The following is a 23,642-nucleotide window of genomic DNA, read 5'->3' as shown; positions in this document are numbered from 1 at the left end:
GATCTGGAGAGGGAAACCATGGCGACCAATGCGTCCAAAATCATATATACAAAAACCGATGAAGCGCCCATGCTGGCGACCTACTCGTTTCTTCCGATCGTCAACGCCTTTACCAAAGCGGCCGGCGTGTCGGTTGAATTGAGAGATATCTCGCTGGCAGGAAGAATCCTGGCCGTGTTTCCGGAATACCTGACAGCGCAACAAAAACAATCAGACGCTCTTGCCGAATTGGGGGAACTCGCAAAGACTCCTGAGGCCAACATCATCAAGCTGCCGAATATCAGCGCCTCGATTCCTCAGTTGAAAGCAACAGTCAAGGAATTGCAGGATCAGGGCTACAAGCTGCCGGAGTATCCCGAGGATCCGAAGGACGATAAGGAAAAGGACATCAAGGCCCGGTATGACAAGGTCAAAGGAAGTGCGGTCAATCCGGTCTTACGCGAAGGCAATTCCGATCGTCGCGCGCCGCTGTCGGTAAAGAACTACGCCAAGAAGCATCCGCACAAAATGTCCCCTTGGAGCCAAGATTCCAAGACCCATGTCGCTCATATGAAAGGCGGAGATTTTCGTTCAAACGAAAAATCAATGACGGTTCCGGCCGCCACCGATGCCCGAATCGAATTCGTCGGTCAAGACGGCAAGACGACGGTGCTGAAGCCAAAGGTCGCTCTGCAAGCCGGCGAAGTCATCGACGCGACATTTATGAGCAAGCGCGCGCTCCGCCAGTTTCTCGATGAACAGATTGAGGAGGCCAAGCGGCAGGGCGTGTTGTTTTCCCTCCATATGAAAGCGACCATGATGAAGGTCTCGGATCCGAAGATCTTCGGTCACGCGGTGTCCGTCTATTTTAAAGACGTCTTCGACAAACATGCGGCCACGTTCCAGAAGCTCGGCGTCGATCCGGACAATGGGCTCGGCGACTTGTACCTCAAAATCAAGGCGTTGCCCGAAGACCAGCGCAAAGCCATCGAGACAGATATTCAAGCCGTGTATCAGAAGCGACCACCGATGGCGATGGTCAATTCCGACAAAGGCATTACCAATCTTCATGTGCCAAGCGACGTGATTATCGACGCCTCCATGCCACCGGTCATTCGGGACGGCGGCAAAATGTGGGGTCCGGATGGGAAGCTGGCGGATACCAAGTGCGTCATCCCAGATTCGAGTTACGCGCCGGTGTATCATGAAGTCGTGGAGTTCTGTAAGAAGCATGGCGCTTTCGATCCCAGAACCATGGGAAGCATTCCCAACGTCGGTCTGATGGCGCAGGCAGCGGAAGAATACGGCTCGCATGATAAGACCTTCAAGGCGCCGGGTAACGGAACGATGCGAGTGGTCGATGCGTCCGGAAAGACATTGCTGGAACACAAAGTCGAAGAGGGCGACATCTGGCGGATGTGCCAGGTGAAAGATGCGCCGATTCAGGACTGGATCAAGCTGGCGGTGAATCGTGCGAAAGCCACCGGCGCACCGGCTGTATTCTGGCTGAACAAGGAGCGGGCGCATGACGTCGAATTGATCAAGAAGGTCAACCAATACTTGCCGAAGCACGATACGACAGGGCTCGATATTCGAATCATGTCGCCGGCTGAGGCCACCCGCTTCTCATTGGAGCGGATGAAAGCGGGGAAAGATACCATTTCAGTCACCGGGAACGTCCTGCGCGACTATTTAACGGATCTGTTTCCGATTCTAGAAATCGGCACTAGCGCGAAAATGCTCTCGATTGTCCCCTTGCTGAACGGCGGGGGGCTCTTCGAAACCGGCGCCGGCGGCTCGGCGCCCAAACACGTGCAGCAGTTCCAGGAAGAAGGGTATTTACGGTGGGACTCCCTCGGTGAGTTTTTGGCCTTGGCCGCCTCTTTGGAACACCTGGCGAAAGTGTCCAACAATTCCGCCGCAAAGGTGTTGGCGGATACGCTCGATCAAGCGAACGCCAAGTTCCTGGAAAGCAATAAGTCTCCCGCTCGCAAGGTGGGCGAGATCGATAATCGCGGCAGCCATTTTTATCTAGCCTTGTATTGGGCGCAAGCGTTAGCCGAGCAGACGCAGGATAAAAAACTGGCCGAACGATTCAGCAAGATCGCGAAAGACCTGGCGGATAATGAGTCTAAGATTTCCGGCGAGCTGCTCGCCGCTCAGGGAAAACCGGTGGACATCGGCGGATATTATCATCCCAGCGATGAGAAAGCAGCCAAGGCCATGCGTCCCAGCCAGACCTTGAATAGAATCGTGGACGCGATCGTATAAGCCAGACCGGAAGAGGAGTAAAGAATAAAAGGCGTGAGGCGTGAGGCTGCGGCCTCATGCCTTACGACCTCCGCTTCACAAAGAGCAACAATGGCACAAGAAGACACCAACATCATCGACCAGCCCGAGGTGCTGAAACCACGGATGGTATCGGTGGAAATTGCCGGAAAGAAATACGAAGTGCCGGAAGGCATCACGTTGATGAAGGCCCTGTGGTACACCGGGCAGGAAGTCGTGCGGGGTGCCGGCTGCTTGGGCGGTTTCTGCGGAGCCTGCGCCACGTATTACCGAACGAAAGATGATCCGAAGGTCAAGACCTGTTTGGCCTGTCAAACGGCGGTACAGGACGGCATGTCGTTTTCCATGATGCCGCCATTCCCTGCGAGAAAAGCCACCTACGATATGGCGGCTTTGCAGGATCCAAAGCAGGATCTCTTCACCCTCTATCCCGAGGCGCCGTTGTGCCGGAATTGCAACGCCTGCACCGAAGCCTGCCCCCAGAAAATCGATGTTCGTGAAGGAGTCTGGAAGGCGGTCTTCGGCGACTTCAAGAGTGTCTCGGAAATGTTCATGGATTGCGTGATGTGCGGGATGTGCACGCCGGTCTGCATCGCCGACATCGCGCCGAATCTCGTGGCGCTCTATGTGAGCCGCGCCCAGGGAGCCCACTTTACCGAAAGGCCCGAGCGTTTGGACAAGCGTATCCGAGAGATTGAGAGCGGGAAATACAAAGAGGAATGGGATCGCGTGCTGCGCATGGACGATCAGGAACTCAAGGCGGTGTGTGCGGACCTCAAATAGCGATTGATCGTCCTCTTTCGCGGCGCTATTCGCAAAGAGCAAACTTTTTGCCTCTTCAGATGGCGACCCGCCGGTAAGATTGGTGCCGAACAGAATGGATATCCATAAACTTCAAGATATCGTCCACCGGACGCGGGAAACTCGCCGCAAGCAAACCTTGCCGAAATATTCTCCGGCCGACCGCGATCAGCTCATCAAGAAGTATCATCCGGATTTTCGTGAAAGCGCCTACCGGGCGATCAAGTTCGGTCCCAATGCCGGGGACATGACCGTGCGCGAACTCGCCGCCCTGCTGGAAGGGGAAAGTCCCATCCCGGCCGACTTGGACCTGAAGCCGGATTACACGACGGATGTCTTGGTCATCGGCGGAGGCGGGGCCGGATGCGCGGCTGCGCTGCATGCCCAGGCGCACGGCGCCGAGGTGATGTTGGCGACGAAGCTTCGTCTGGGCGATTCCAATACGGTGATGGCCCAGGGCGGGATGCAAATCGCCGTGACCGATGAGGATTCACCGGTCACCCATTTTCTTGACACGTTGAAAGGTGGTCATATGAAAAATGACCACGATCTGCTCAAGACGATGGTGGAGGAAGGGCCGTCGATCGCCAAATGGCTGCTGAGTCTCGGGGTCCTGTTCGATCTAGACGCCGACGGCAATCTCCACGTCAAGAAAGGCGGCGGCAGTTCAAAGCCTCGGCTGGTCACGTGCTCGGATTATACCGGGCTGGAGATCATGCGGGTGCTGAAGGATGAAGTATTGAATCGCAAGATTCAACTCCTCGAATTCTGTGCGGCGGTTGAGTTGCTCAGCGAGGAGGGTGTCTGCACCGGCGCCGTGTTCAAGGATCTGGACAATAAGCGGTTTGTGGTCGTCGCGGCCAAGGCCGTGATCCTGGCGACCGGCGGCATCGGCCGTCTTCACATTCAAGGATTTCCAACCAGTAATCACTATGGCGCAACCGGGGACGGCCTGGCGATGGCCTATCGGATGGGCGCCCGTCTTATGCATATTGATACGTTTCAGTATCATCCTTCCGGAGCCGTATATCCTGAACAATTAATCGGCGCGCTCGTCACCGAGGGCATCAGGTCGGAAGGCGGCCAACTGGTCAATGCGCAGGGCGAACGATTCGTGAATGAACTGGACACGCGCGATGTCGTGTCCTCATCCATTATTCGGGAGTGCGAGGAGGGCCGTGGGATTAGAACGATGTCCGGCCGAATCGGTGTCTGGTTGGATACGCCCTTGCTCGAGGTCGAACAGGGGCCTGGAACGCTCGCGAAGCATTTTCCCGCAATGGTGTTGCAGTACGAGAGGTTCGGCATCGATATCTCGAAGGATCCGGTGCTGATCTATCCCACGTTGCACTATCAGAATGGCGGGATCAAGATCGACGTGAACGGAGAATCCGGCGTCAAAAATCTCTTTGTCGCGGGCGAGGCTTCCGGCGGCCTGCATGGCCGCAACCGTCTCATGGGCAATTCATTGCTCGATCTAATGGTTTTCGGGAAGCGCTCGGGAACGACGGCGGGGCTAAGAACAGGATCCGTCCGGCATGGAAAGCTGACGCTCGACCACCTGGACCGTTTCCGCTCAGAGTCCAAGAAACACGGCGTCTCTTCTTCGGTCGTCTCGCCCATGGTCTTGCCGGCCTACGCAAGGAAGGAATAGAAACGCGTCCTCGGGTCTTGCCATAAGGTATGTGCGATCAGCTATTAGCTCTTTGAGGTTACGATGAACGTTCATGAATTTCAGGCGAAGCAATTGTTTGCGGAATATGGAATTCCCGTCTTGCGGGGGAAGGAAGTCAAAACCTCGCGTGCTGCCGAACAATGGGCGGCAAAACTCCAATCACCTGTCTACGTGGTGAAAGCCCAGATCCATGCCGGTGGTCGGGGAAAAGCGGGCGGCGTCAAGCTTACAAAGGAGCAGGCGGAGGTGCCGGCCATTGCCCAAGAGTTGCTGGGAAAGGTCCTTGTCACCCACCAGACCGGTCCGAAAGGCCGAAAGGTACGCCGCCTCTTGGTCGAAGAAGGCGCCAATATCGCGAAAGAGCTCTATCTCAGCTTGTTGGTCGATCGGGATACGGGATGGATCGTCTTTATCGCGAGCACCGAAGGGGGCATGGAGATCGAGGAAGTCGCCGCGCATTCTCCGGAAAAAATCATCAAGGAAGCGATCGACCCGGCCGTCGGGTTTCAAGGGTACAACGGCCGCAATGTCGCGTTTGGATTGGGACTCAATCATATCGAGCCCGCCGTCATGAACCAGTTCGTCCAGATGTTGGGAAATCTCTATCGTTTCTTCATGGAGAAGAATTGCGCGCTGGTCGAGATCAACCCCTTGGTCATCACGAAGGAAAAAATCCTGATCGCGCTCGACGGCAAGGTGTCCTTCGACGATAACGGCTTGTTCAAGCATGCCGACGTACAGAAAATGCGGGATTTGAACGAAGAGGACCCGCTCGAGATCGAGGCCGGGAAAAACAACCTCAATTACGTGAAGTTGGACGGGAATATCGGCTGCATGGTCAATGGGGCCGGGTTGGCGATGGCCACGATGGATGTCATCAAGCTGGCCGGGAGCGAGCCGGCGAACTTCCTGGACGTCGGTGGCGGAGCGACGAAGGAGACTGTGGCGGCCGGTTTCCGGATTCTCCTGAAGGACAGGAATGTGAAGGGCATCTTCATCAATATTTTCGGAGGAATCGTCCGCTGCGAACGCATCGCGCACGGCGTGATTGAAGCGGCCAAGGAAGTAAAGATCAAGGTGCCGTTGGTAGTTCGGCTGCAAGGCACGAATGCGGAAGAAGGACGGACGTTGCTCCAGCAATCGGGATTGCAACTGGACGTTGCGGATGATCTCTGGGAAGCAGCGCAGAAGATCGTGGAGATGACAGGGAAGAAAAAGGGAAAGGTGGAGGCGGCTTGAAGCAGAAGATGCGGTCCGATCCGAGAACTCTTTTCGCTCGAAGCCACAGAGTGTCGTTGATCGCTCTAAGCTTCGCTTCCGTTTGGCTGCAGAACTTCCTGCATCCCGTGCTCGGCACGAATGCAGCTGCGAACAGTCCTCGCCATCCCGCTTTGCGGGTCGCTTCAGCTCAGTAAGAGCGAGTTGCAACGATACTCTGATCACGCTTCAAGAGTTTCTCGGCTCGGTCGGCGTTCTTCCCTCACAGCATAGGGGAAGGGATAGGTGGAAGTCAGTTTCGACATCGGATGAGACCCGGTCGCTCCGGCGCAATGTCGCTTCAGGCAGCATGGCGCCGCCTCGCCTCTGGAAGGAAAATAGAGTAGGTGGAGGGAGGGCAAGTGCGGGAGCCGAACCTTCGCATAGGTCGCGATCCGAGGCCGGCCATCCCTGATAATCTTGTGATTCTTGCCTGTAAGAAGATCATGGATTTGTAATCAGTTGGTATGAGGCTAACAAAAGAAATCCTCCCGGCTAGGGCTATCCATAAAAAACTGCGCCATCAAAGATGCTCGAAAGCAGCTCAGTGAAGCAAGTGATCAATTGGACAGCCTGGACTTGACATATCAGGAAGATATCCCGGCGGCTGTCTGTCACATAGTGCCGGAATTGAACATGAATCGTGGATATTCTGTGCCAGGAAAGATCAATCAGTTTATAGGGAAGTGCCTCGTGTATTGAAGGCGGACAAGCGCTGTACTGGTGCATTCTGGTACAAGAATCGCTCAGCGAAAGCGGAATAGCTGATCTTCGGCAACCATGAAAGGTGACTGAGGGATGAGTATTTTAGTTAATAAAAATACGCGGGTGGTGGTGCAGGGCATCACGGGGAAAGAGGGATCGTTTCATGCGACACAGTGCAAGGCCTACGGCACGCAGGTCGTGGCCGGCGTCACGCCGGGGAAAGCCGGGCAGGAGGTCGAGGGGATTCCAGTCTTCAATACTGTCCGCGAGGCGCTGCAGAAGACCCAGTGCGATACCTCGTTAATTTTCGTTCCGCCGCCGTTTGCTGCCGATGCGATTCTTGAGGCGGCTGATGCCGGCATTGCCCTCATCATCTGTATCACTGAGGGCATCCCTGTGAATGACATGGTGCGTGCCAAGCGGGCGTTACGGGGTCGGCCCGTTCGGCTCATCGGCCCCAACTGTCCGGGTATCATCACGGTCGATGAATGCAAGATCGGCATCATGCCGGGATTCATTCATAAGCGAGGCGTGGTCGGAGTCGTGTCACGCAGCGGCACGCTCACCTATGAGGCGGTGCATCAACTATCCACGCTGGGGCTCGGTGAAACGACCTGTATCGGAATTGGCGGCGATCCAGTGAACGGCACGAGCTTTGTCGATGTATTGCCCCTGTTCGAGAAGGACCCTGAGACGCAAGCTATTGTGATGATCGGCGAAATCGGCGGCGACGCGGAAGAGAAGGCCGCCGAATTCATCCAACAGCACATCAAAAAACCAGTCATCAGCTTCATCGCCGGTATCACCGCACCACCGGGCCGCCGCATGGGCCATGCCGGCGCCATCATCAGTGGTGGCAAGGGCACCGCGACCGAAAAGATGAAGGCGCTGGAGTCGGCCGGCGTGCAGGTGGTCAAGAATCCAGCCGAAATTGGTCATACGGTCAAGACAGCGTTGGGTCGCTGAAGTTCTCTTTGTCATTGGTCGAATGGATTCCCTTGACCGGGAATCCATTCCTCTCCGTCATTTATTCCTTTCTATGCCTGCTCCATCGTGTTAGTCTGCGGCACCGTCTAATTCCAACTCCTTCCTTTCACTGAACGCCGGCATTCACTATGCCGTTGTCGCGGTTGCGCTCTCGCAGCCGAATGGAGACCTCTATGCTCGTCTTTCTCATCCATATCCGCGACCCACAATTCTATGCGCTTCCCGCCAAAACGCGTGCGAAGAACGGCCGAATTCGCGTGATGGGATTTCCTCCCATCGGCATCATGTCCCTCTCGGCTGTGCTCAAGACGGCCGGGCATGAATGCGTCATGTTCGATCAGGCCAATCCGGAGACTCCGAATGAGAGTATCATTCAAGAGATTCAAGAGCGGCAGCCGGCACTTGTGGGACTCAGCTTCCTCAGCACGACGAGTTATCCCTATGCCAAAATCTTCGCACGGCAAATACGAGCGGCGCATTCGACCGTGAAACTTGCATTTGGCGGCGTCTTCGCGACACTCAACGCCGGTTTGGTGAAATTACAGTGCCCGGAGGTCGACTTTGTATGTCGCGGAGATGGTGAGCAGCTTCTTCTTGATTTAGTGTGTCATCTGGATAACCCGGAAGGTGTCGCAGGATTGACCTGGTCCAAGGATGGTCGCGTCATTGAAAACGCCAATCGTTCGATCGAGCGCCGATTGGACCAGTGGCCATTCCCGGATCGGGAAGGTCTGCCTCTCGATTTTGTCGAGTCCATGCCCCTCGATGTGCCCGCCGTTTTGTCCATGGAGCGGTTCACCACGATGCAAACGTCGCGTGGCTGTCCATGGCCCTGTGTCTTCTGTGATATCCCCATTTTCAACGAGGGGAAATGGCGGGCGAGAAGTCCACAGCATGTCGTCAATGAGTTGAAACATCTTGAAGCTCAGGGCTATGGATCCGTCTACTTTGTCGACGATCACTTCCTCTTGCAGCCGAAGCGTATCGAGGCCATCTGCGATGGGATCATGGAGGCGGGATTGACCATCCAGTGGGGCATCGAAGGACGCGTGGATTCCGTTGCGCAGCACCTCTTCCCCGCGATGGCGAAGGCTCATTGTCGAACGGTCATGTTTGGGATCGAAAGCGGCAGTCAGAAGATTCTCGATCGACTTAAGAAGGAGCAGACGCTGGCCGAAGTGACGACGGCGGTCGGCAATGCCAAGCAAGCCGGCATCGAAATCGTGCACGGGTTTTTCACGGTCGGCAATCCCGATGAAACCGTTGAAGATATGCGCGCGACATTCGATTTCGCCTCCAAACTGCCGCTCGATACGTTCGGTTTCAACCGGCTCTGTGTGTATCGTGGCACCCCGCTTTGGCAAGAGTACCTGAAGCGCGGGTTGGTGAGCGACGCGACGGATTGGTACAAGTATTTTAAATGCTCCGAAATCGATCCGACCTGCCTGCCGGGCGAGACGATCAATGATGCGCGCCAGCAAGGCCTCAAGCGATTGTTTCTATACAAGCTCATGCACTATCCACTTCAGACCTATCGCTTGCTTCGCCGGTTTCTCCGGTACATGCCGGTTCGTGATGTGGTGTATCTGATCACGAAACCATTCCTTGGAAGAAAGAAAGGGGCTACAAACGCCGAGGTGCTGTCACGCGCGGTGGAGCACGCCGAGATGAAGGAAACGGCTGCGGAATTGACGCAACTCACGGACGAGATGTTGCACAATGTGTTGGAAACATCGAAGGCGGAACGTTCTCGCATTCAGCGCGAGGCCGAAGGGTTGCGAGAGTTGCCGATGATGCCGGCACGTTAGCTTTCCGGTGAGGCGGTAAATCCCTTCAATTGGTCCGCCCAGACCCAAGGCGAGCCCTCGTCTTCGTGTTTACAATACACGAAGCAATCCATGCCTTTTTCCCGCTTCTCGGTCAATCGCCTTGCCCACTTCTGTAAGTCCTCCATGTCGTACTCGCTTCGTCGCAGGCGGGCATAGAAAAAATCGGCCGTGTCGCGATGCTCGGCTTGGTGATCGTCCGTTTCAACCGCGGCCCAGGCGATACGGTGACGGCGTAATAACTCCTCCGTCTCTTTGGTGTGCCAGCTGTCATGGCGAAACTCGATGGCCCAGCGATACTCCGTCGAGAGTGCAGCCAGAAATGCTTCCAGGCGATCGAGTTTTTCTTTGAGATTAGGAGGCAATTGAAGAAGAATCGGGCCCAGCTTTTGGGCGGCGGCCATCGGGGCCAGTCGCTTGAGCATAAAATCCACGGTGGAAAAACTCTCGGATGATAAACGCTTGTAGTGCGTAATCTCCCGATGAGCTTTTGGACAGAAGGCAAAACCCGGAGGAGTCTGCTCGATCCAGGTCTGAACTGCGGCCTCGCTTGGAAAGCGATACCAGATCCCGTCCAACTCCACCGTGTCATAACGGGTGGCATAGTACTCGAGAAAACCTGATTGCTTGATTTCTGAAGGGTAAAAGCGATCCGGCCCTTGCCAGGGTTTGTAGGAATAGCCGGAAAGACCAATATGGATGTCGGCCATAACAAATCCTTCGTTGCTCCAATAGGAGCCGCATCATCAGAGATTGGCAAATAAAGCGATCGCCGCCGTAGTTTGTCCGGGGTCGACACACCAATCCCCTCTGATTCTACAGCTTGGATTAGGATAAGTCGGAAGCCGGACTCAGCCGACCAGGAAGTAAGCGCCAAGGCCAACGGCCGCAAGCACGGCGACGCTCAGCATCACCTTTTCGTGCCCGCACATCCCTTGCTGCGCCTTGCACACTGCCAGGGAGCACATGACCGACATGGTTCTCCCTCCTTGTTAAAGGTGAAGCATTCTTCGTGAAGCGAATCCCACATAGCTTTGAGTCAGAGTAAAAAAACGATACGCTGGTTGCCTGGACGAGTCAACAGACCATTTCTTGTTGGAGATATGGCACATAGGCGCGGTCTGGGCGGGAGACTCGCTTATACGCGTCCGCGCCTGGTCACTGTTGAGCATAGGTCAAGTCGCCCCTGACATGCCTTGCCGTCCTCATATGTATTCCCTTCGTGTGGTTGAAATAATGAACGATGTCCTCTTCAATGGAGCCACCCAAAGCGAGATTTGTGTAAGGGAATGGCGGGGGCACTTCGCCAATTCAGCGGAGGTTCGGGGTACGGCGCTTGCCGAGCATGTGGGTGGGGATCAGGCGCTGATATTTTACTCCTTCGACTAGCGGGCATCTGGGCTGCGGTGAGCGACTTTGCGGGCGAGTGACACGGCTGTGCGAACTGCGTGAAGCACGAGGCCGACCACCGGCGCCTGTTGAATCAGGCGCCGGTGGATCGGAAACCCCCCGCATTCTGATGCGGGGGATGGTGGACGGAGCCTCCACCCGGGAGCTACAGCCGCGAGGCAAGCTCAAGCCAAAGCGAGACCGCAGCCAGATGGCCGCTTATGTCCCCATTTCCCACGAGGCCAAATACTTATCCTGTTCCTTGGTAAGCTTGTCGATGGAGACACCCATGCCGGCAAGCTTCAGACGGGCAATCTCTTTGTCAATCTCCGGCGGCACGGGATAGACCTTCTTTTCGAGCTTCTTATGATTCTTCACAATGAATTCGGCCCCTAAAGCTTGGTTCGCGAAGCTCATATCCATCACGCTGGACGGATGGCCTTCCGCTGTCGCCAGATTCACCAGTCTCCCCTCGCCGAGCAGGCTGACGCGGCGGCGATTCTTCAGCGTATATTCTTCCACGCCTGACCGCACGACCCGCTTCTTCTTGCTCAATTTCTCCAACGCGGGGATATCCAGTTCCACATTGAAATGGCCCGAGTTGCAGACGATGGCGCCGTCTTTCATTGCTTCGAAATGTTCGCCGCGGATGACCTTGAGGTTGCCGGTCACGGTCACGAAGAAATCCCCGATAGGCGCGGCTTGTTCCATCGGCATGACGCGGAATCCATCCATGACCGCTTCCAATGCCTTGAGCGGATCGATCTCGGTGACGACCACGTCGGCCCCCATGCCCCTCGCCCGCATCGCGATCCCCCGCCCGCACCAGCCGTACCCGGCGACTACCAAGGTGGATCCGCAGACAAGCCGGTTCGTCGCCCGGATGATGCCGTCCATCGTACTCTGTCCCGTTCCGTACCGGTTGTCGAACATGTGTTTGGTATCGGCGTCGTTGACCGAGATGACCGGAAAGCGCAGCACCTTCTTCTGGGCCATGCTCCGGAGTCTGATCACGCCGGTCGTCGTTTCTTCGGTGCCGCCGATGACGTGCTTCAGAAATTCCTTTCGTTTCGAATGGAGGTGGGAAACCACATCCGCTCCGTCATCCATCGAGACATGCGGCTTGTGAGCGATGGCCGATTCAATATGGCGATAGTACGTCTCATTGTCTTCGCCCTTGATGGCAAATACCGGAATGCCTTCATGCTGCACCAGAGCGGCGGCCACGTCATCTTGCGTGCTGAGCGGGTTGGAGGCGCAAAGCCGGACATCGGCGCCGCCCGCCTTCAAAGTTTTCATCAGATTCGCGGTTTCCGTGGTGACATGGAGGCAGGCCGCCATGCGAACGCCGCGAAACGGCTGCTCCTTCTCGAATCGTTTTCTGATCAGGCGGAGCACCGGCATCGTGGCTTCCGCCCATTCAATCTTCAGGTTTCCTTGCTCCGCTAATCTGAGGTCTTTGACATCGTAATCCACAGAACCCTCCCGTTGTGATCGTCACTCGATAGTCATGAAAAGGGGGACGGATCGGTCAATCCGTCCCCCTGTGTAGGGCACATGGAGCCTCGGATTAGAGGCCCGCATCCTTCCGCAAGGCCTTGACCTTGTCGGTCTTTTCCCAGATGAATTCCGGTTCATTTCGGCCGAAGTGCCCGTAGGCCGCGGTTTTCTTGAAAATAGGCCGGCGGAGTTTGAGGTGGTCGATGATGCCGCGCGGTGTCATCGGGAAATGCCTGCGAACCAGCTTGTCGAGCAAATCCACGGAGACCTTCTCGGTATTCTTGGTATCGACTAGTACGGAGACGGGATCGGCGACGCCGATGGCGTAGGCGAGTTGGACTTCACACTTGTCCGCCAAGCCGGCTGCGACAAGGTTCTTGGCGATATAGCGCGCCATGTAGGATGCCGATCGATCGACTTTTGACGGATCCTTGCCGGAGAAGGCTCCTCCCCCATGACTACCTTGGCCTCCATAGGTATCCACGATGATTTTGCGTCCGGTCAACCCGGTGTCGCCCATCGGTCCTCCCACTACGAAGCGACCGGTTGGATTGATATGATGCTTGACGCTCGTCGGATCGTAGAGGCTCTTCGGCATGACCGGTTTGATGACTTGCTCCATGATCTCTTTTTCAATCTGCTTGCTGGTGACATCCGGGCTATGCTGGGTCGAGACCACGACGGTATCGATGCGAAATGGTTTGCCGTTCTTATACTCGACCGTGACTTGGGACTTGCCGTCCGGCCGGACCCACGGCAGGATCTTCTTCTTTCGCACCTCCGCGAGCCGCCTGGTCAGGCGATGGGCAAGGACGATCGGCATGGGCATCAGTTCGGTTGATTCGTTGGTCGCGTAGCCGAACATCAATCCTTGATCTCCGGCTCCGCCTGAGTCCACGCCCATGGCGATATCGCCGGACTGTTGATGGATTGAAGTCAACACCGAACAGGTCGTGCAGTCGAATCCCCAGGAGGCGTCGGTATAACCCACGTCTTTGATGACTTCACGAATAATATCCGGAATTTCAACATAGGCTTTGGTCGAAATTTCACCGGCGACAAAAGCAATCCCAGTGGTCAGAATGGTTTCACAAGCGACCCGGCAATATTTATCCTGGGCGATGATGGCGTCGAGGATGCCGTCTGAAATTTGGTCGGCGATCTTATCCGGATGTCCTTCGGTGACGGATTCCGACGTGAACAAATAATTGTGTCTCATTGCTCCCCCTGGAATGTGTAGTGAAGCGGCGGCCCGGATGAGTATCTATCCTCTTTGGCACTGTAGATGAACGTGCGCCGAAGCTACCAAAAAAACAGGTCGAATCTTATATGAGTAGCCCCCAATTGTCCACCATTTCTGATAGATATCGCGCCGGCAAGGCGGCGGGCCGTTGCTTGACAGTGCTCCGAATCGACTTGTAAGATAGCTGGAATTTCGCGGCTTTCGCGTAGCGTCGTATTGTATCGCTTCCTCCTCGGCCACCCCGACCCCCATGGTAGCGGACCTCTCGGGAGAAAGCTCTGCCGGTTTCAGGGAGTGGATCTTTGCGCCAGAGAATGGATAGTATGTTCCAATCCGTGATGCTGCGAGCAGATATTTCATGAGTAATCCGGACGCCCTTACCGAACAGGAGACCTCCCGGCCGTCCGGCCTGGGATGGGAAGAATTTTCCCGCGAGGTCGTCGAGTTCTTCGCCTCGATCAAGCTGGCGATGTTCTTGTTCATTGCGATCGCCATGACTGCGACGATCGGAACCGTCATTCAACAGGGGGAGCGGCCTGAAGTCTACATCAAAGAATACGGAGAAGAGGCGTACCGGTGGTTCGTTCGCCTTGGGTTCATCGATGTGTATCATACGTGGTGGTTCACCAGCCTGCTGGGCCTGCTCTGTATCAACTCGCTGACGTGCTTTTATAAACGCTTTCCCGCCGTCTGGCGATCAATGCGCCAGGATAAGGTCAGTGTCACACTTGCCTTCATCAAGGGCATGAAGCAGCACACCGAACTGAACGCGTCCTCTTCACAGGAACAGACCGCCGCTCAGATGGTGCGGCTCTTTGCCGAAAAGGGCTATCGCGTCCTGGCAAAGAAAGATGCCGGTGAAGTCACCCTCTATGCCACCAAGGGAATCATGGGGCGCGTGGGAGCTCACATGGCGCATTTAAGCGCCACGGTCATCGTGTTGGGAGGGCTGCTGGGAAGTTCCTACGGGTTTCAAGAATTCGGCGTGTGTTTGGAAGGCCAGACCTATCATATTCCCCGGGGTAATTTTGATTTGCGCGTCGATAAATTTTGGATCGATTACCATGAGAATGGATCGGTCAAATCGTATAACAGTACGTTGACCGTCATTGAGGACGGCGCTCCGACCGTGACGAAGACGATCACGGTCAATGATCCGCTCGTCCATAAGGGTATTTGGTTCTATCAATCAAGCTATGGGGATGCGTGGGATCAGATCGAAGTGGCCCGCGTGAATATCAAGGACAAGTCGACCGATAAAGTGGTGAAGACCGTGGATTTGGAATGGAAGAAGGAACAAGCGGTCGAAGGCCTGCCGTTAAAAATCACCATGACCGATTTCGTGGCGGATTTCGCGTTCAATTCCACCGAGAAGAAGGTGTTTTCCAAATCGGCGGAACATGCCAACCCCGCCGTTCGTTTAGCGGTCGATGAACGGAACTCCGTCCAGGCGACGCCCTGGATTTTTTACCATTATCCCGACCTGTTCGAAGTGAAGGACTCCACCTATCAGTTCGAATTGATCGGCTACCAGCCGAAGAAATTCACCGGGCTTCAAATCGCCAAGAACCCCGGCATCAATATCGTGTGGATCGGATCAACCATGCTGGTCGTCGGGATGACATTATCGTCCTTCATCTATCATCGACGACTGTGGGCGAAGATCATCCCCGCCGATACGGGTGTGACTGTGCATCTCGGCGGGACGACACATAAGAGCCAAATCGATTTTCAGAAAGAATTCAAAAAGCTCACGGATAAGATCCAGGCGTAAGGAAAGACGGAGGAAAGTATGGCGCGTTCACTGTTTCTTTTTGATATGACGTTTTGGCTGTATCTGGCCGCGCTCGGACTCTACATCGCCTATTTGTTCGCCCGACGTCCGGCCATGCAATTGGCGCCGGCCGGGCATCCAAGCGGCGGCTATGAAGATCGAGACGGCGCATGGGCGTCTCAATTGGGTCAGGTTGCCACGCTCGTCACGGTGTTCGGGTGGATCATGAACACCCTGGCGCTGACGACTCGGGCCTATGAGCGAATGGAGCATTCCGGGACGTTCGCTCCCTGGTCCAATCAGTTCGAAGCGATGTCCTACGTCTCCTGGGCCATTATCCTGGGATATGTTCTCCTGGAGTATCGCTATAGAATCAAGGCCATCGGAGCTTTTGTCGTGGGAATCGGATTCATCGCAATGGGAGCCGCCTCGCTTCTCCCGTACCGGTACCAGACGGCGGAGCCCTTGGTCCCGGCGCTGAACAGCTATTGGATCTATATTCACGTCTCGGTAACGCTGACCAGTTATGCGGCGTTTGCGATGGCCGGCGGCCTCGGTATCATGTATTTGCTCAAGGAACGGGCGGAGCGGAAGGGCAGCCGGTCCCGGTTCTACGAGGCCTTTCCCGATCTCGAAACGATCGACGAGCTGGGCTACAAGGCCATCATGATCGGATTCCCTATGCTGGCGTTCGGTATTATCCTCGGCGCGATGTGGGCGAACTATGCGTGGGGAGGCTATTGGAGCTGGGATCCGAAGGAAACCTGGTCGCTGATCGTCTGGTTGATTTACGGCGCCTACATCCACGCGCGGATGACCCGTGGATGGGAAGGCCACCGTGCGGCGGTCTACGCGATTTTCGGTTTTCTCATGGTCGTTTTCTGTTTCTGGGGCGTGAATTTTCTGCTGTCAGGATTGCATGCCTACGCGTAAATCCACCGGGATGAGTCGGACCGGTATCATGGAGAGCTCTATCCGATCATGGCAGACCAGTCGGTCATAAATTCGCTCTCCACTCCGCAGGGGGCGGGCCGCTCCAGATTTCTGGTCGCGCTCATTGCGGGCCTGATTCTCGTGGCCATGTTCATGGTGGTCTGGCTGCAGAGCTCGAAGTATGAGCCGCTGACCGTCGGCAAACCGGCCCCCGATTTCCAATTGCCGGATTTGAACGATAAGGACATCCGACTATCGGATTACCGGGGCAAGGTCGTGTTCCTTAATTTCTGGGCGACCTGGTGCAAGCCATGCCGGGAAGAGATGCCCTCCATGGAGGTTCTCTACAAGAATTTTGAGAAGGATGGGTTGGTCATTCTAGCCGTCAGCATTGATCGCGTGACGACCAAGAAGGAAATCCCGCCGTTCGTAAAGAGTCTCAATTTGACCTTCCCGGTGTTGGTGGACTCGTGGGGACAAACCGACAAGCGGTACAAACTTATGGGAGTGCCGGAAACTTATATTATAGATCGAGAAGGCACATTGCGTGAGAAGGTGATCGGCCCTCGAGATTGGACCAGACTCGATAATCTGCAGATCCTCACCCAACTCATCAAGCAGGGTTCTCAGTCTGCTCAATCCGTCCCCCCCGCCACAGAACCGTCTCTTTGAGGCATCGGCATGTTGTCCCGATGGATCATATCCAGCCTTCTGGCGGTGCTGATGCATGGCAGCGCGGTTCTCTGCGGAGCGGGAGCGCCCGCCGCTCCACCGAAACAATTGATCTCGGCGGCCGGCGTGGCCGACAACGGGATCGTGAAAATCGGCGATGAAGCGCCGAATTTCGTTCTCAAGGACCTGGAAGGCTTCCAGGTCGCGCTGGATCAGTTTCGGGGCAAGGTGGTGCTGCTCAACTTCTGGGCAACCTGGTGCGGACCATGCCGTATTGAGATGCCCGCCATGGAGCAACTCTACCGATCGTTCAGCCGGAAAGATTTTGAGATCCTCGCCGTCTCGACGGATGCACAGGGTATAGCTGTTACCAGACCCTTTCAGCGGGAAATGGGATTTACGTTCCCCGTGTTGCATGATGCCGATTTCCGCATCGGGATGCGCTATGGGGCCCGTACGTTACCCATGACATTTTTGATCGACCCCCACGGCATCATCCGCAAGCGCATTTTCGGTGCGCGCGACTGGAATACGCCGGAGGGCCGTCGCTTGGTTCAATCGCTCATGGGAGCATCCTGATTATGACGGAGTCGATGCAGTCCATTTCTCTGGTCGCAGCCTTCAGCGCGGGGCTCTTGTCCTTTGTCTCGCCCTGCGTGCTGCCCCTGGTGCCGTCCTATGTCTCGTACATTACCGGCCTGTCCATCGAACAGCTGACCTCCGCCTCGGAACGCACTCGATTCCGTAAGGCGATCATTTTGAACTCGCTCCTCTTTATTGCGGGATTTTCAGCCGTGTTCGTGGCCTTCGGAGCCTCCGCAAGCTTGATCGGGCAGGCGCTCTTGACCTATCAGGAACATGTCCGCCGGATCGGAGGCATTATCGTCATTGTGTTCGGCCTGTACCTGCTCGGCATCTTGAATCTGAACTTTCTGAAAATGGAGCACCGGTATCAATTTCAGAGCCGGCCAGCCGGCTATTTGGGTTCCTTCTTGATCGGAATTGCCTTTGCGGCGGGTTGGACCCCCTGCGTGGGACCGGTGTTGGGAACCATCTTACTGTATGCCAGCACGACCGATTCTCTGCTGAACGGGGTGGTCTTGCTCAGCTGCTACTCACTCGGGCTTGCCCTACCGTTATTTTTGACGGCGCTCGGCGTCGACCGGTTCCTCGGCTATTTCAAAGAGCTTCGGGGATATTTGTGGGGAGTCTCGACGGTCAGCGGTGTCCTGCTTATCGTCGTCGGCGTGATGATCTACGCCAATTCGCTTACCATGATCACGAGTTTTTTGGAGCGATACGGCATCGGCTGGTATCTCGGCCAGTAGTGTCAGGATCTGCATTTTACCTGTCCCTCGCGGCATCTATGAAAGCCAGTCCCGATGTCACCATCTACGATGCGCTGGTTGTCGGCATGGGGCCGGCTGGGGCGGCCGCCGCATACGAGCTGAGCCGGGCCGGTCTTTCTGTCCTGGCCTTGGATAAACAACAGCATCCTCGATACAAAGTGTGCGGCGGTGGATTATCGGCTCGTATCGACGCCATCCTCGATCAGGATGTCGCGTCACTCATCGAGCACACGGTCTACGGTGTCCAGTTCTCTTATCGGGGGCAGGAGTCCTTCCTCATCGAGTCGCCCTCCCCGATCGCGTACATGGTCATGCGCGACCGATTCGATCATGCGCTCGTAGAAAAGGCGCGTGCCGCCGGGACCACGATTCACGAAGGCGAACGGGCAATATTGTTCAGCCACCAGCCCGAGGGCGTCTCCGTATCGACCGATCGAGGCCGGTACCATGCCAAGGTGCTCATTGGGGCGGATGGCGCAAACAGCCTCGTGGCGCAACAGTTGTTCCCCGGTTCACGAGCCCTCCGGATGCCGACGTTGGAAAGCGAAGTGATGCTCGGAGCCGACGAGGCGGCGTGTCATCACAACACGAGAACCGTCCTCATTGATATCGGCGCTGCGAAAAAGGGCTATGCCTGGGTGTTTCCCAAGCATCATCAATTATCGATCGGCGTGGCTGAATTTCGTGAGAAATCCGGCAGTCCCAAACGGACGTTCGAACGCTTCACGAAAGAAGAACGGAGGCTCGCAAACCGAACCATTCCCCGGCCGCTCGGCCATCCGCTTCCCATTTTCAAGAGCCGGCGGAACAGCAACGGTGACTGGAAATCTGGCGGGTTGGTGAACGGAGACGCATTGTTGGTCGGCGATGCGGGTCATTTGGTCGATCCTCTGTTCGGCGAAGGCATCTATTACGCCGTCCGGTCGGGACAGCTGGCGGCCCATGCCGTGCTCGGACGCGTGCATGACCGTTGCGCATCTCTGTTCGAATACGACCGTGCGCTGGAGCGGGAAATTTATCCCGAATTCCGGATTGCGTCCCGGATGGCCCGCATCGTCTACTCCTTCCCCCAGATGTGCTATCGATTGATGCACAACTATCAGGAAGTTATTCGGCTGTATTACGGCGTGTTGCAGGGAAGAACGACGTACCAGGGATTTTTTTCGCAGGCCAAGGGGTTGGTCAAAGACTCGTTCCGCAAACTCATCCTTGAAGCGTTGCCGCTCCATTAAGGGCGGACATCCGCCTCAGCACATTGCTAATCCTCTCCTATACGATAGACGTGGCTGATGCGGCCCGATTCGTCGTGCGGCGAGGGGAACGGTTAGCACCACGCGCCGAGGCGGCAGGAGACGAAGCGCTGCGTCACTTTGGTCCCGGAGGCATCGGACAAGATCGGCGGTCGGCTGAGCGGAGTACGGAACACCGGTTGCGGCCGGGTCTCGGCCAGAAGACTGGCATTCGTCACGGGGGCCGGCGACGCCTCCGGGGACTTCGCGCCCGCGGGCGGCGGCGCTGCCGGCTGGAATGGCGCGCCGGCCGGTGAGGGCGGCGCGGCTTGCGAATGCGCGACCATCGGCGCCGGCGGCGGGAGCTCTTTGGATTGCGCCACGACCGGCGGCGGATTGGTGGACTGGATCTTCGCGAGCAACTTCCTTCCGTCTTGTGCCGCCTCACTCTGCGGGTATTTTTCCGCCAGCATGATGAGCTTTTCGCTCGCCCAGTCGTTCGCGCCCATTTCCTTATAGCTCAGCGCCAAATAATACAGGGCGGCCGGGGCGACCGATTTGTCGGGATACTGCTTCATGATCTGATCAAACCGATGCGCGGCGGCCAGAAATGAGTCGCGACGATAATAAAATTGTCCGACGAACAGGTGGGTCTGCGCCAACCAATCATGACAGTCCTCGAGGCGTTGCACCGCCTGCGCGTCATACCGGCTGCCGGGAAATTCTTTTCGAAGACGTTCAAAGGCGGCGATGGCCTTATGAATCGGATCCGGGTCTCGGTCGATTGAGCGGGCGATTCGCAAATGGCTCTCCGCCAATCGGAATTGCGCGTAGGCGGCCAGCATGTGCGACCGGTGCAGATCCAGAAAATGTTGATACTCGACGATCGCCTCGGGGAATTCCTCCTTGTCGAAGAACGCCTCGCCGCGTTTCATGATCACATTGGGATCATAATTCTTTTCGATGGTGTCACCGAGAAAGATTTGTTCATCGGTGCTGCTGAGGACTTTTTTCTCCGCGGGATTGCTCTTGGGAGTACTGGAGCAGGCGCCGAGCAGCCAGAGCAGGGCCCCCAACGCCACGCACGGTATGAGAAACGGCCAACGGTGCGGCATTCGTTTGTGTAACTAGACGGCCCGATGAATATGTTGCCGTTTTTTAGCAGAAGGTTTCCTGAATTGCAACGAAAATGGCTCATGCGGTTGACCCTCCGGTTTGCCCGCCCTATAATCCGCCGACATTCCGTCCGCTCTATGCGCCGCGTCCTGAACCAATTATCGACATAGCTGGGCAGCGTGATACGTAGCAGAATCATCGGTACAGGCTCCTATATCGCGGGGCGTATGGTGGAGAATGAGGAAATAGCCGGACCTCTGAATCTCTCTGCCGAGCAGGTGTATCAGTTGACGGGCATCCGCTCGCGATATTGGAGTGGGAGCGAGCAGGCTACCTCCGATCTGGCACTTGAGGCCTGTCGCCGAGCCTGCGCGGCAGCCGGAAAATCCCCGGAGTCGGTTGATGCGATTCTCCTATCCACCACGTCGCCCGACACGGCTTTTCCGTCCACGGCCTGCTATGTCCAGCGCGCATTGGGCGGACGATCGACGGTGGCCTTCGATCTGGCCGCCTCCTGTTCGGGATTTCTGTACGGGCTCTCCATGGCCGATGCGATGATCCGTAGCGGGCAGCTGCGGACATGTCTAGTTGCGGCGGCGGAAGTCAAATCGCGGTTCTTGGATCGGACGGATAAAGAAACGGCGCTGCTGTTCGGTGACGGAGCGGGAGCCGCTCTTCTCACGGCGGAAGCCGGATCCGGCCAAGAGCAATCCGGGATCATAGCGGTGCGGGTGTACGCCGATGGGTCGGGGCATGATCTGATTACCGTGCCGGCCGGCGGTTCGCGGGCGCCGTTCAAGACCGACACCATCCGGAATCATCGACACATGCTTCGAATGAAAGGCGGGGCGGTGTTTCGTCAGGCGGTCCGCAGGCTGGAACGGGCGGTCACCGATCTCCTCAAGGAATTGGGGATGACCATCGACAACATCGATCATGTCATCATGCACCAGGCCAATGTCCGTATTCTGGATGCGATCCGCCGCCGCCTTCACATCTCGGCGGGGCGCATGCATTCGGTCATTGAGCGGTATGGAAATACCTCGTCGGCCTCCCTGCCTATTGCCTTGGACTGCGCCGTTCGCGACGCGCCGGTCAAGTCCGGGGACACGCTTTTATTGGGCGCCTTCGGCGGAGGATTGACCTGGGCGACAGGGGTGCTCCGCTGGTGAGCGGGCTCGTCGCCGGCTTCGAGGCTTGATCACAATCCGAAAGGCGCGCGAAGGTAGATGTAGCAATGTTGAGCTTGATTCCGCGGGAAGAAGCGTTCTTCGATTTGTTCAAGCAAGCGGCCCACAATATGATCGAGGGCAGCCGGTTGTTGAAGGACATGATGGATAATTTTCATGATCCGGTCGGGAAGGCCAAGCGGATCAAGGAAGTGGAGCATGTCGGAGACGGTATTACGCATGATATCGCTCGTCGATTGAATCAGACGTTTATTACTCCGATCGATCGCGAGGACATTCACGACCTGGCCAGCGCGCTCGATGATATTCTGGACGTGGTCGAAGACATCGCCGATCGGTTCGTGCTCTACAAGATCAGCCGGCCGAACGAACAAGCGATCCGGTTGGCCGATATTCTCTACCAATCGGCCGTCGAAGTCGGAGCCACCGTCGAAATGTTGGGGAAGCCGCACTCCGACGTGAATAAATGCAGCGTGCGCGTGAACAGCTTGGAGAACGAAGCGGATCGCATTTCCCGCGAAGCCATCTCCCAGCTCTTTGAAAAAGAAACCGATCCGATCGCCGTGATCAAGTGGAAGGAGATTTACGAGAATTTTGAGACCGGCACGGATCGCTGCGAAGACGTTGCAAACATCCTGGAGCGGATCGCGCTCAAGCACTATTAAGTAACCCGCGCCGCACACGAGACCATCCACGATATATCCGTCTACATCAGCCCCCAAAAAAGATCCATGCCTGAATTTGAAAGTATGCTGCTCATCACCATTGCTCTGGCGCTGGTATTTGATTTTTCGAACGGATGGCACGACAGCGCCAATGCCATTGCCACCGTGGTCTCGACGCGGATCTTGAGCCCGCTGGTCGCCGTGTTGCTGGCCGGTTTTTTGAACGTGGCCGGAGCGTTTTTTTCCACCGCCGTGGCGAAAATGGTCGGCTCCGGCATCGTATTTCCCGAAGCGATCACGCATACGGTCGTCGCGGCCTCCTTGAGCGGGGCCATTCTCTGGAACCTCTTCACGCTGATCCTCGGGTTGCCGAGCAGTTCGTCGCATGCGCTGATCGGCGGACTGGTCGGATCCGCGGTCGCTCATGGAGGCTGGACCACGATCAAGCTCGGCGGGTTGCGATCCGTCCTGGAAGCCATGGTGCTGTCCCCTTTGTTCGGCTTCGCGGCGGGCTTGCTGATTATGGTCGTGATCAGCTGGTCATTTTTTCGTGTGGCGCGCGGGACCGCGACCAGGATTTTCAGCCGCCTGCAGCTTGTGTCGGCCAGTTTCATGGCGTTCAGTCACGGCGCGAACGATGCGCAGAAAGTAATGGGGATCATTACCCTGGCCCTGCTGTCTTCTGGTCATTTGGAAACCAACGATGTGCCGGGATGGGTCATTGCGATCTGCGCCGCCGCCATGGGGCTGGGGACCGTCGCCGGCGGCTGGCGGATCGTCCGAACATTGGGCATGCGCATCGTCAAGCTGGAGCCGGTTCATGGTTTCGCCGCTGAAACAGGCGCGGCGGCCGTTCTCCTCATGACGGCGCACATCGGCCTTCCGGTCAGCACAACCCATACGATTACCTCGGCGATTATGGGGGTTGGGGCGACGAAACGATTGTCGGCGGTGCGGTGGGGCGTGACGACCAAAATCGTGAGCGCCTGGATTTTTACGCTGCCTGGAGCCGGCCTGCTTGCCGCAGGCGTTTATGCTCTCATGATGGTTGTCCGTTGAGAGG

At 56.5% G+C, this 23,642-nt stretch carries 20 protein-coding genes; 15 read left to right on the top strand and 5 right to left on the bottom strand.

Annotation, left to right across the window (positions count from 1 at the left end; all coding sequences use genetic code 11):
- Positions 1 to 18: 18 nt before the first annotated feature.
- The 6 genes from ACWGXE_RS18550 (at position 19) to ACWGXE_RS18525 (ending at position 9,501) form a co-directional block, all read left to right on the top strand.
- A complete protein-coding gene (locus tag ACWGXE_RS18550; RefSeq protein ID WP_447599513.1) occupies positions 19 to 2,250 on the top strand; it encodes an NADP-dependent isocitrate dehydrogenase in 2,232 nt (743 codons plus the stop codon).
- Positions 2,251 to 2,340: 90 nt separating this feature from the next.
- A complete protein-coding gene (locus ACWGXE_RS18545) occupies positions 2,341 to 3,051 on the top strand; it encodes a 2Fe-2S iron-sulfur cluster-binding protein (protein ID WP_447599512.1) in 711 nt (236 codons plus the stop codon).
- Positions 3,052 to 3,145: 94 nt separating this feature from the next.
- Positions 3,146 to 4,723, top strand: a complete 1,578-nt coding sequence (locus ACWGXE_RS18540; RefSeq protein ID WP_447599511.1) for an FAD-binding protein — start codon at positions 3,146 to 3,148, stop codon at positions 4,721 to 4,723.
- A gap of 63 nt (positions 4,724 to 4,786) precedes the next feature.
- Positions 4,787 to 5,983 (top strand): ADP-forming succinate--CoA ligase subunit beta, encoded by a 1,197-nt coding sequence (sucC, locus tag ACWGXE_RS18535; RefSeq protein ID WP_447599510.1) that lies wholly within the window; start codon positions 4,787 to 4,789, stop codon positions 5,981 to 5,983.
- Between the two features lie 816 nt (positions 5,984 to 6,799).
- Positions 6,800 to 7,672 carry a succinate--CoA ligase subunit alpha gene (sucD, locus tag ACWGXE_RS18530; protein WP_447599509.1) on the top strand — a complete coding sequence of 291 codons (873 nt, stop codon included), beginning with the start codon at positions 6,800 to 6,802 and terminating at the stop codon, positions 7,670 to 7,672.
- Between the two features lie 194 nt (positions 7,673 to 7,866).
- Positions 7,867 to 9,501, top strand: coding sequence for a B12-binding domain-containing radical SAM protein (locus tag ACWGXE_RS18525; RefSeq protein ID WP_447599508.1), 1,635 nt, complete (start codon positions 7,867 to 7,869; stop codon positions 9,499 to 9,501).
- Here the strand turns inward: ACWGXE_RS18525 and ACWGXE_RS18520 are convergent.
- The 4 genes from ACWGXE_RS18520 to metK all read right to left on the bottom strand — a co-directional run bounded on the left by ACWGXE_RS18520 (position 9,498) and on the right by metK (position 13,627).
- On the bottom strand, positions 9,498 to 10,229 hold the full coding sequence (locus ACWGXE_RS18520; protein WP_447599507.1) for a DUF72 domain-containing protein: 732 nt from the start codon (positions 10,227 to 10,229) through the stop codon (positions 9,498 to 9,500). The genes ACWGXE_RS18525 and ACWGXE_RS18520 overlap by 4 nt on opposite strands.
- Before the next feature lie 141 nt (positions 10,230 to 10,370).
- Positions 10,371 to 10,496 carry a hypothetical protein gene (locus tag ACWGXE_RS18515; RefSeq protein WP_447599505.1) on the bottom strand — a complete coding sequence of 42 codons (126 nt, stop codon included), beginning with the start codon at positions 10,494 to 10,496 and terminating at the stop codon, positions 10,371 to 10,373.
- 631 nt (positions 10,497 to 11,127) lie between these two features.
- Positions 11,128 to 12,384 (bottom strand): adenosylhomocysteinase, encoded by a 1,257-nt coding sequence (gene ahcY, locus ACWGXE_RS18510; protein WP_447599503.1) that lies wholly within the window; start codon positions 12,382 to 12,384, stop codon positions 11,128 to 11,130.
- Between the two features lie 94 nt (positions 12,385 to 12,478).
- Positions 12,479 to 13,627 carry a methionine adenosyltransferase gene (gene metK, locus ACWGXE_RS18505; RefSeq protein ID WP_447599501.1) on the bottom strand — a complete coding sequence of 383 codons (1,149 nt, stop codon included), beginning with the start codon at positions 13,625 to 13,627 and terminating at the stop codon, positions 12,479 to 12,481.
- A 382-nt stretch (positions 13,628 to 14,009) separates the two neighbouring features.
- On the opposite strand from metK, the gene resB reads away from it, so the two are divergent.
- Genes resB through ACWGXE_RS18475 form a run of 6 tightly spaced genes read left to right on the top strand, consistent with a single transcriptional unit; the run spans position 14,010 to position 19,611 of the window.
- Positions 14,010 to 15,425 (top strand): cytochrome c biogenesis protein ResB, encoded by a 1,416-nt coding sequence (resB, locus tag ACWGXE_RS18500; protein ID WP_447599500.1) that lies wholly within the window; start codon positions 14,010 to 14,012, stop codon positions 15,423 to 15,425.
- An 18-nt stretch (positions 15,426 to 15,443) separates the two neighbouring features.
- Positions 15,444 to 16,358, top strand: a complete 915-nt coding sequence (gene ccsB / locus ACWGXE_RS18495; RefSeq protein WP_447599498.1) for a c-type cytochrome biogenesis protein CcsB — start codon at positions 15,444 to 15,446, stop codon at positions 16,356 to 16,358.
- A gap of 48 nt (positions 16,359 to 16,406) precedes the next feature.
- A complete protein-coding gene (locus ACWGXE_RS18490) occupies positions 16,407 to 17,030 on the top strand; it encodes a redoxin domain-containing protein (RefSeq protein ID WP_447599497.1) in 624 nt (207 codons plus the stop codon).
- A 9-nt stretch (positions 17,031 to 17,039) separates the two neighbouring features.
- Positions 17,040 to 17,609: a redoxin domain-containing protein gene (locus ACWGXE_RS18485; RefSeq protein WP_447599496.1), complete on the top strand. Its 570-nt coding sequence runs from the start codon at positions 17,040 to 17,042 to the stop codon at positions 17,607 to 17,609.
- 2 nt (positions 17,610 to 17,611) lie between these two features.
- Positions 17,612 to 18,358 (top strand): cytochrome c biogenesis CcdA family protein, encoded by a 747-nt coding sequence (locus tag ACWGXE_RS18480; protein WP_447599495.1) that lies wholly within the window; start codon positions 17,612 to 17,614, stop codon positions 18,356 to 18,358.
- A gap of 38 nt (positions 18,359 to 18,396) precedes the next feature.
- On the top strand, positions 18,397 to 19,611 hold the full coding sequence (locus ACWGXE_RS18475; RefSeq protein WP_447599494.1) for an NAD(P)/FAD-dependent oxidoreductase: 1,215 nt from the start codon (positions 18,397 to 18,399) through the stop codon (positions 19,609 to 19,611).
- Between the two features lie 92 nt (positions 19,612 to 19,703).
- Here the strand turns inward: ACWGXE_RS18475 and ACWGXE_RS18470 are convergent, their stop codons facing one another.
- Positions 19,704 to 20,723 (bottom strand): outer membrane protein assembly factor BamD, encoded by a 1,020-nt coding sequence (locus tag ACWGXE_RS18470; protein WP_447599493.1) that lies wholly within the window; start codon positions 20,721 to 20,723, stop codon positions 19,704 to 19,706.
- 180 nt (positions 20,724 to 20,903) lie between these two features.
- Here ACWGXE_RS18470 and ACWGXE_RS18465 point away from each other — a divergent pair, with 180 nt between their 5' ends.
- The 3 genes from ACWGXE_RS18465 to ACWGXE_RS18455 all read left to right on the top strand — a co-directional run bounded on the left by ACWGXE_RS18465 (position 20,904) and on the right by ACWGXE_RS18455 (position 23,638).
- On the top strand, positions 20,904 to 21,896 hold the full coding sequence (locus ACWGXE_RS18465; RefSeq protein WP_447599492.1) for a 3-oxoacyl-ACP synthase III family protein: 993 nt from the start codon (positions 20,904 to 20,906) through the stop codon (positions 21,894 to 21,896).
- A 65-nt stretch (positions 21,897 to 21,961) separates the two neighbouring features.
- Entirely contained in the window at positions 21,962 to 22,579 is a 618-nt protein-coding gene (locus tag ACWGXE_RS18460) for a DUF47 domain-containing protein (RefSeq protein ID WP_447599491.1), read from the top strand.
- A gap of 66 nt (positions 22,580 to 22,645) precedes the next feature.
- The gene (locus tag ACWGXE_RS18455) at positions 22,646 to 23,638 is read left to right on the top strand and encodes an anion permease (protein WP_447599489.1); all 993 of its coding nucleotides are present in this window, start codon (positions 22,646 to 22,648) and stop codon (positions 23,636 to 23,638) included.
- Positions 23,639 to 23,642 lie beyond the last annotated feature (4 nt).

The sequence above is a fragment of the Nitrospira sp. Nam80 genome, assembly GCF_965152575.1.
The sequence above is the reverse complement of the archived record's forward strand: the minus strand, read 5'-3'. Positions and strand labels throughout refer to the sequence as shown.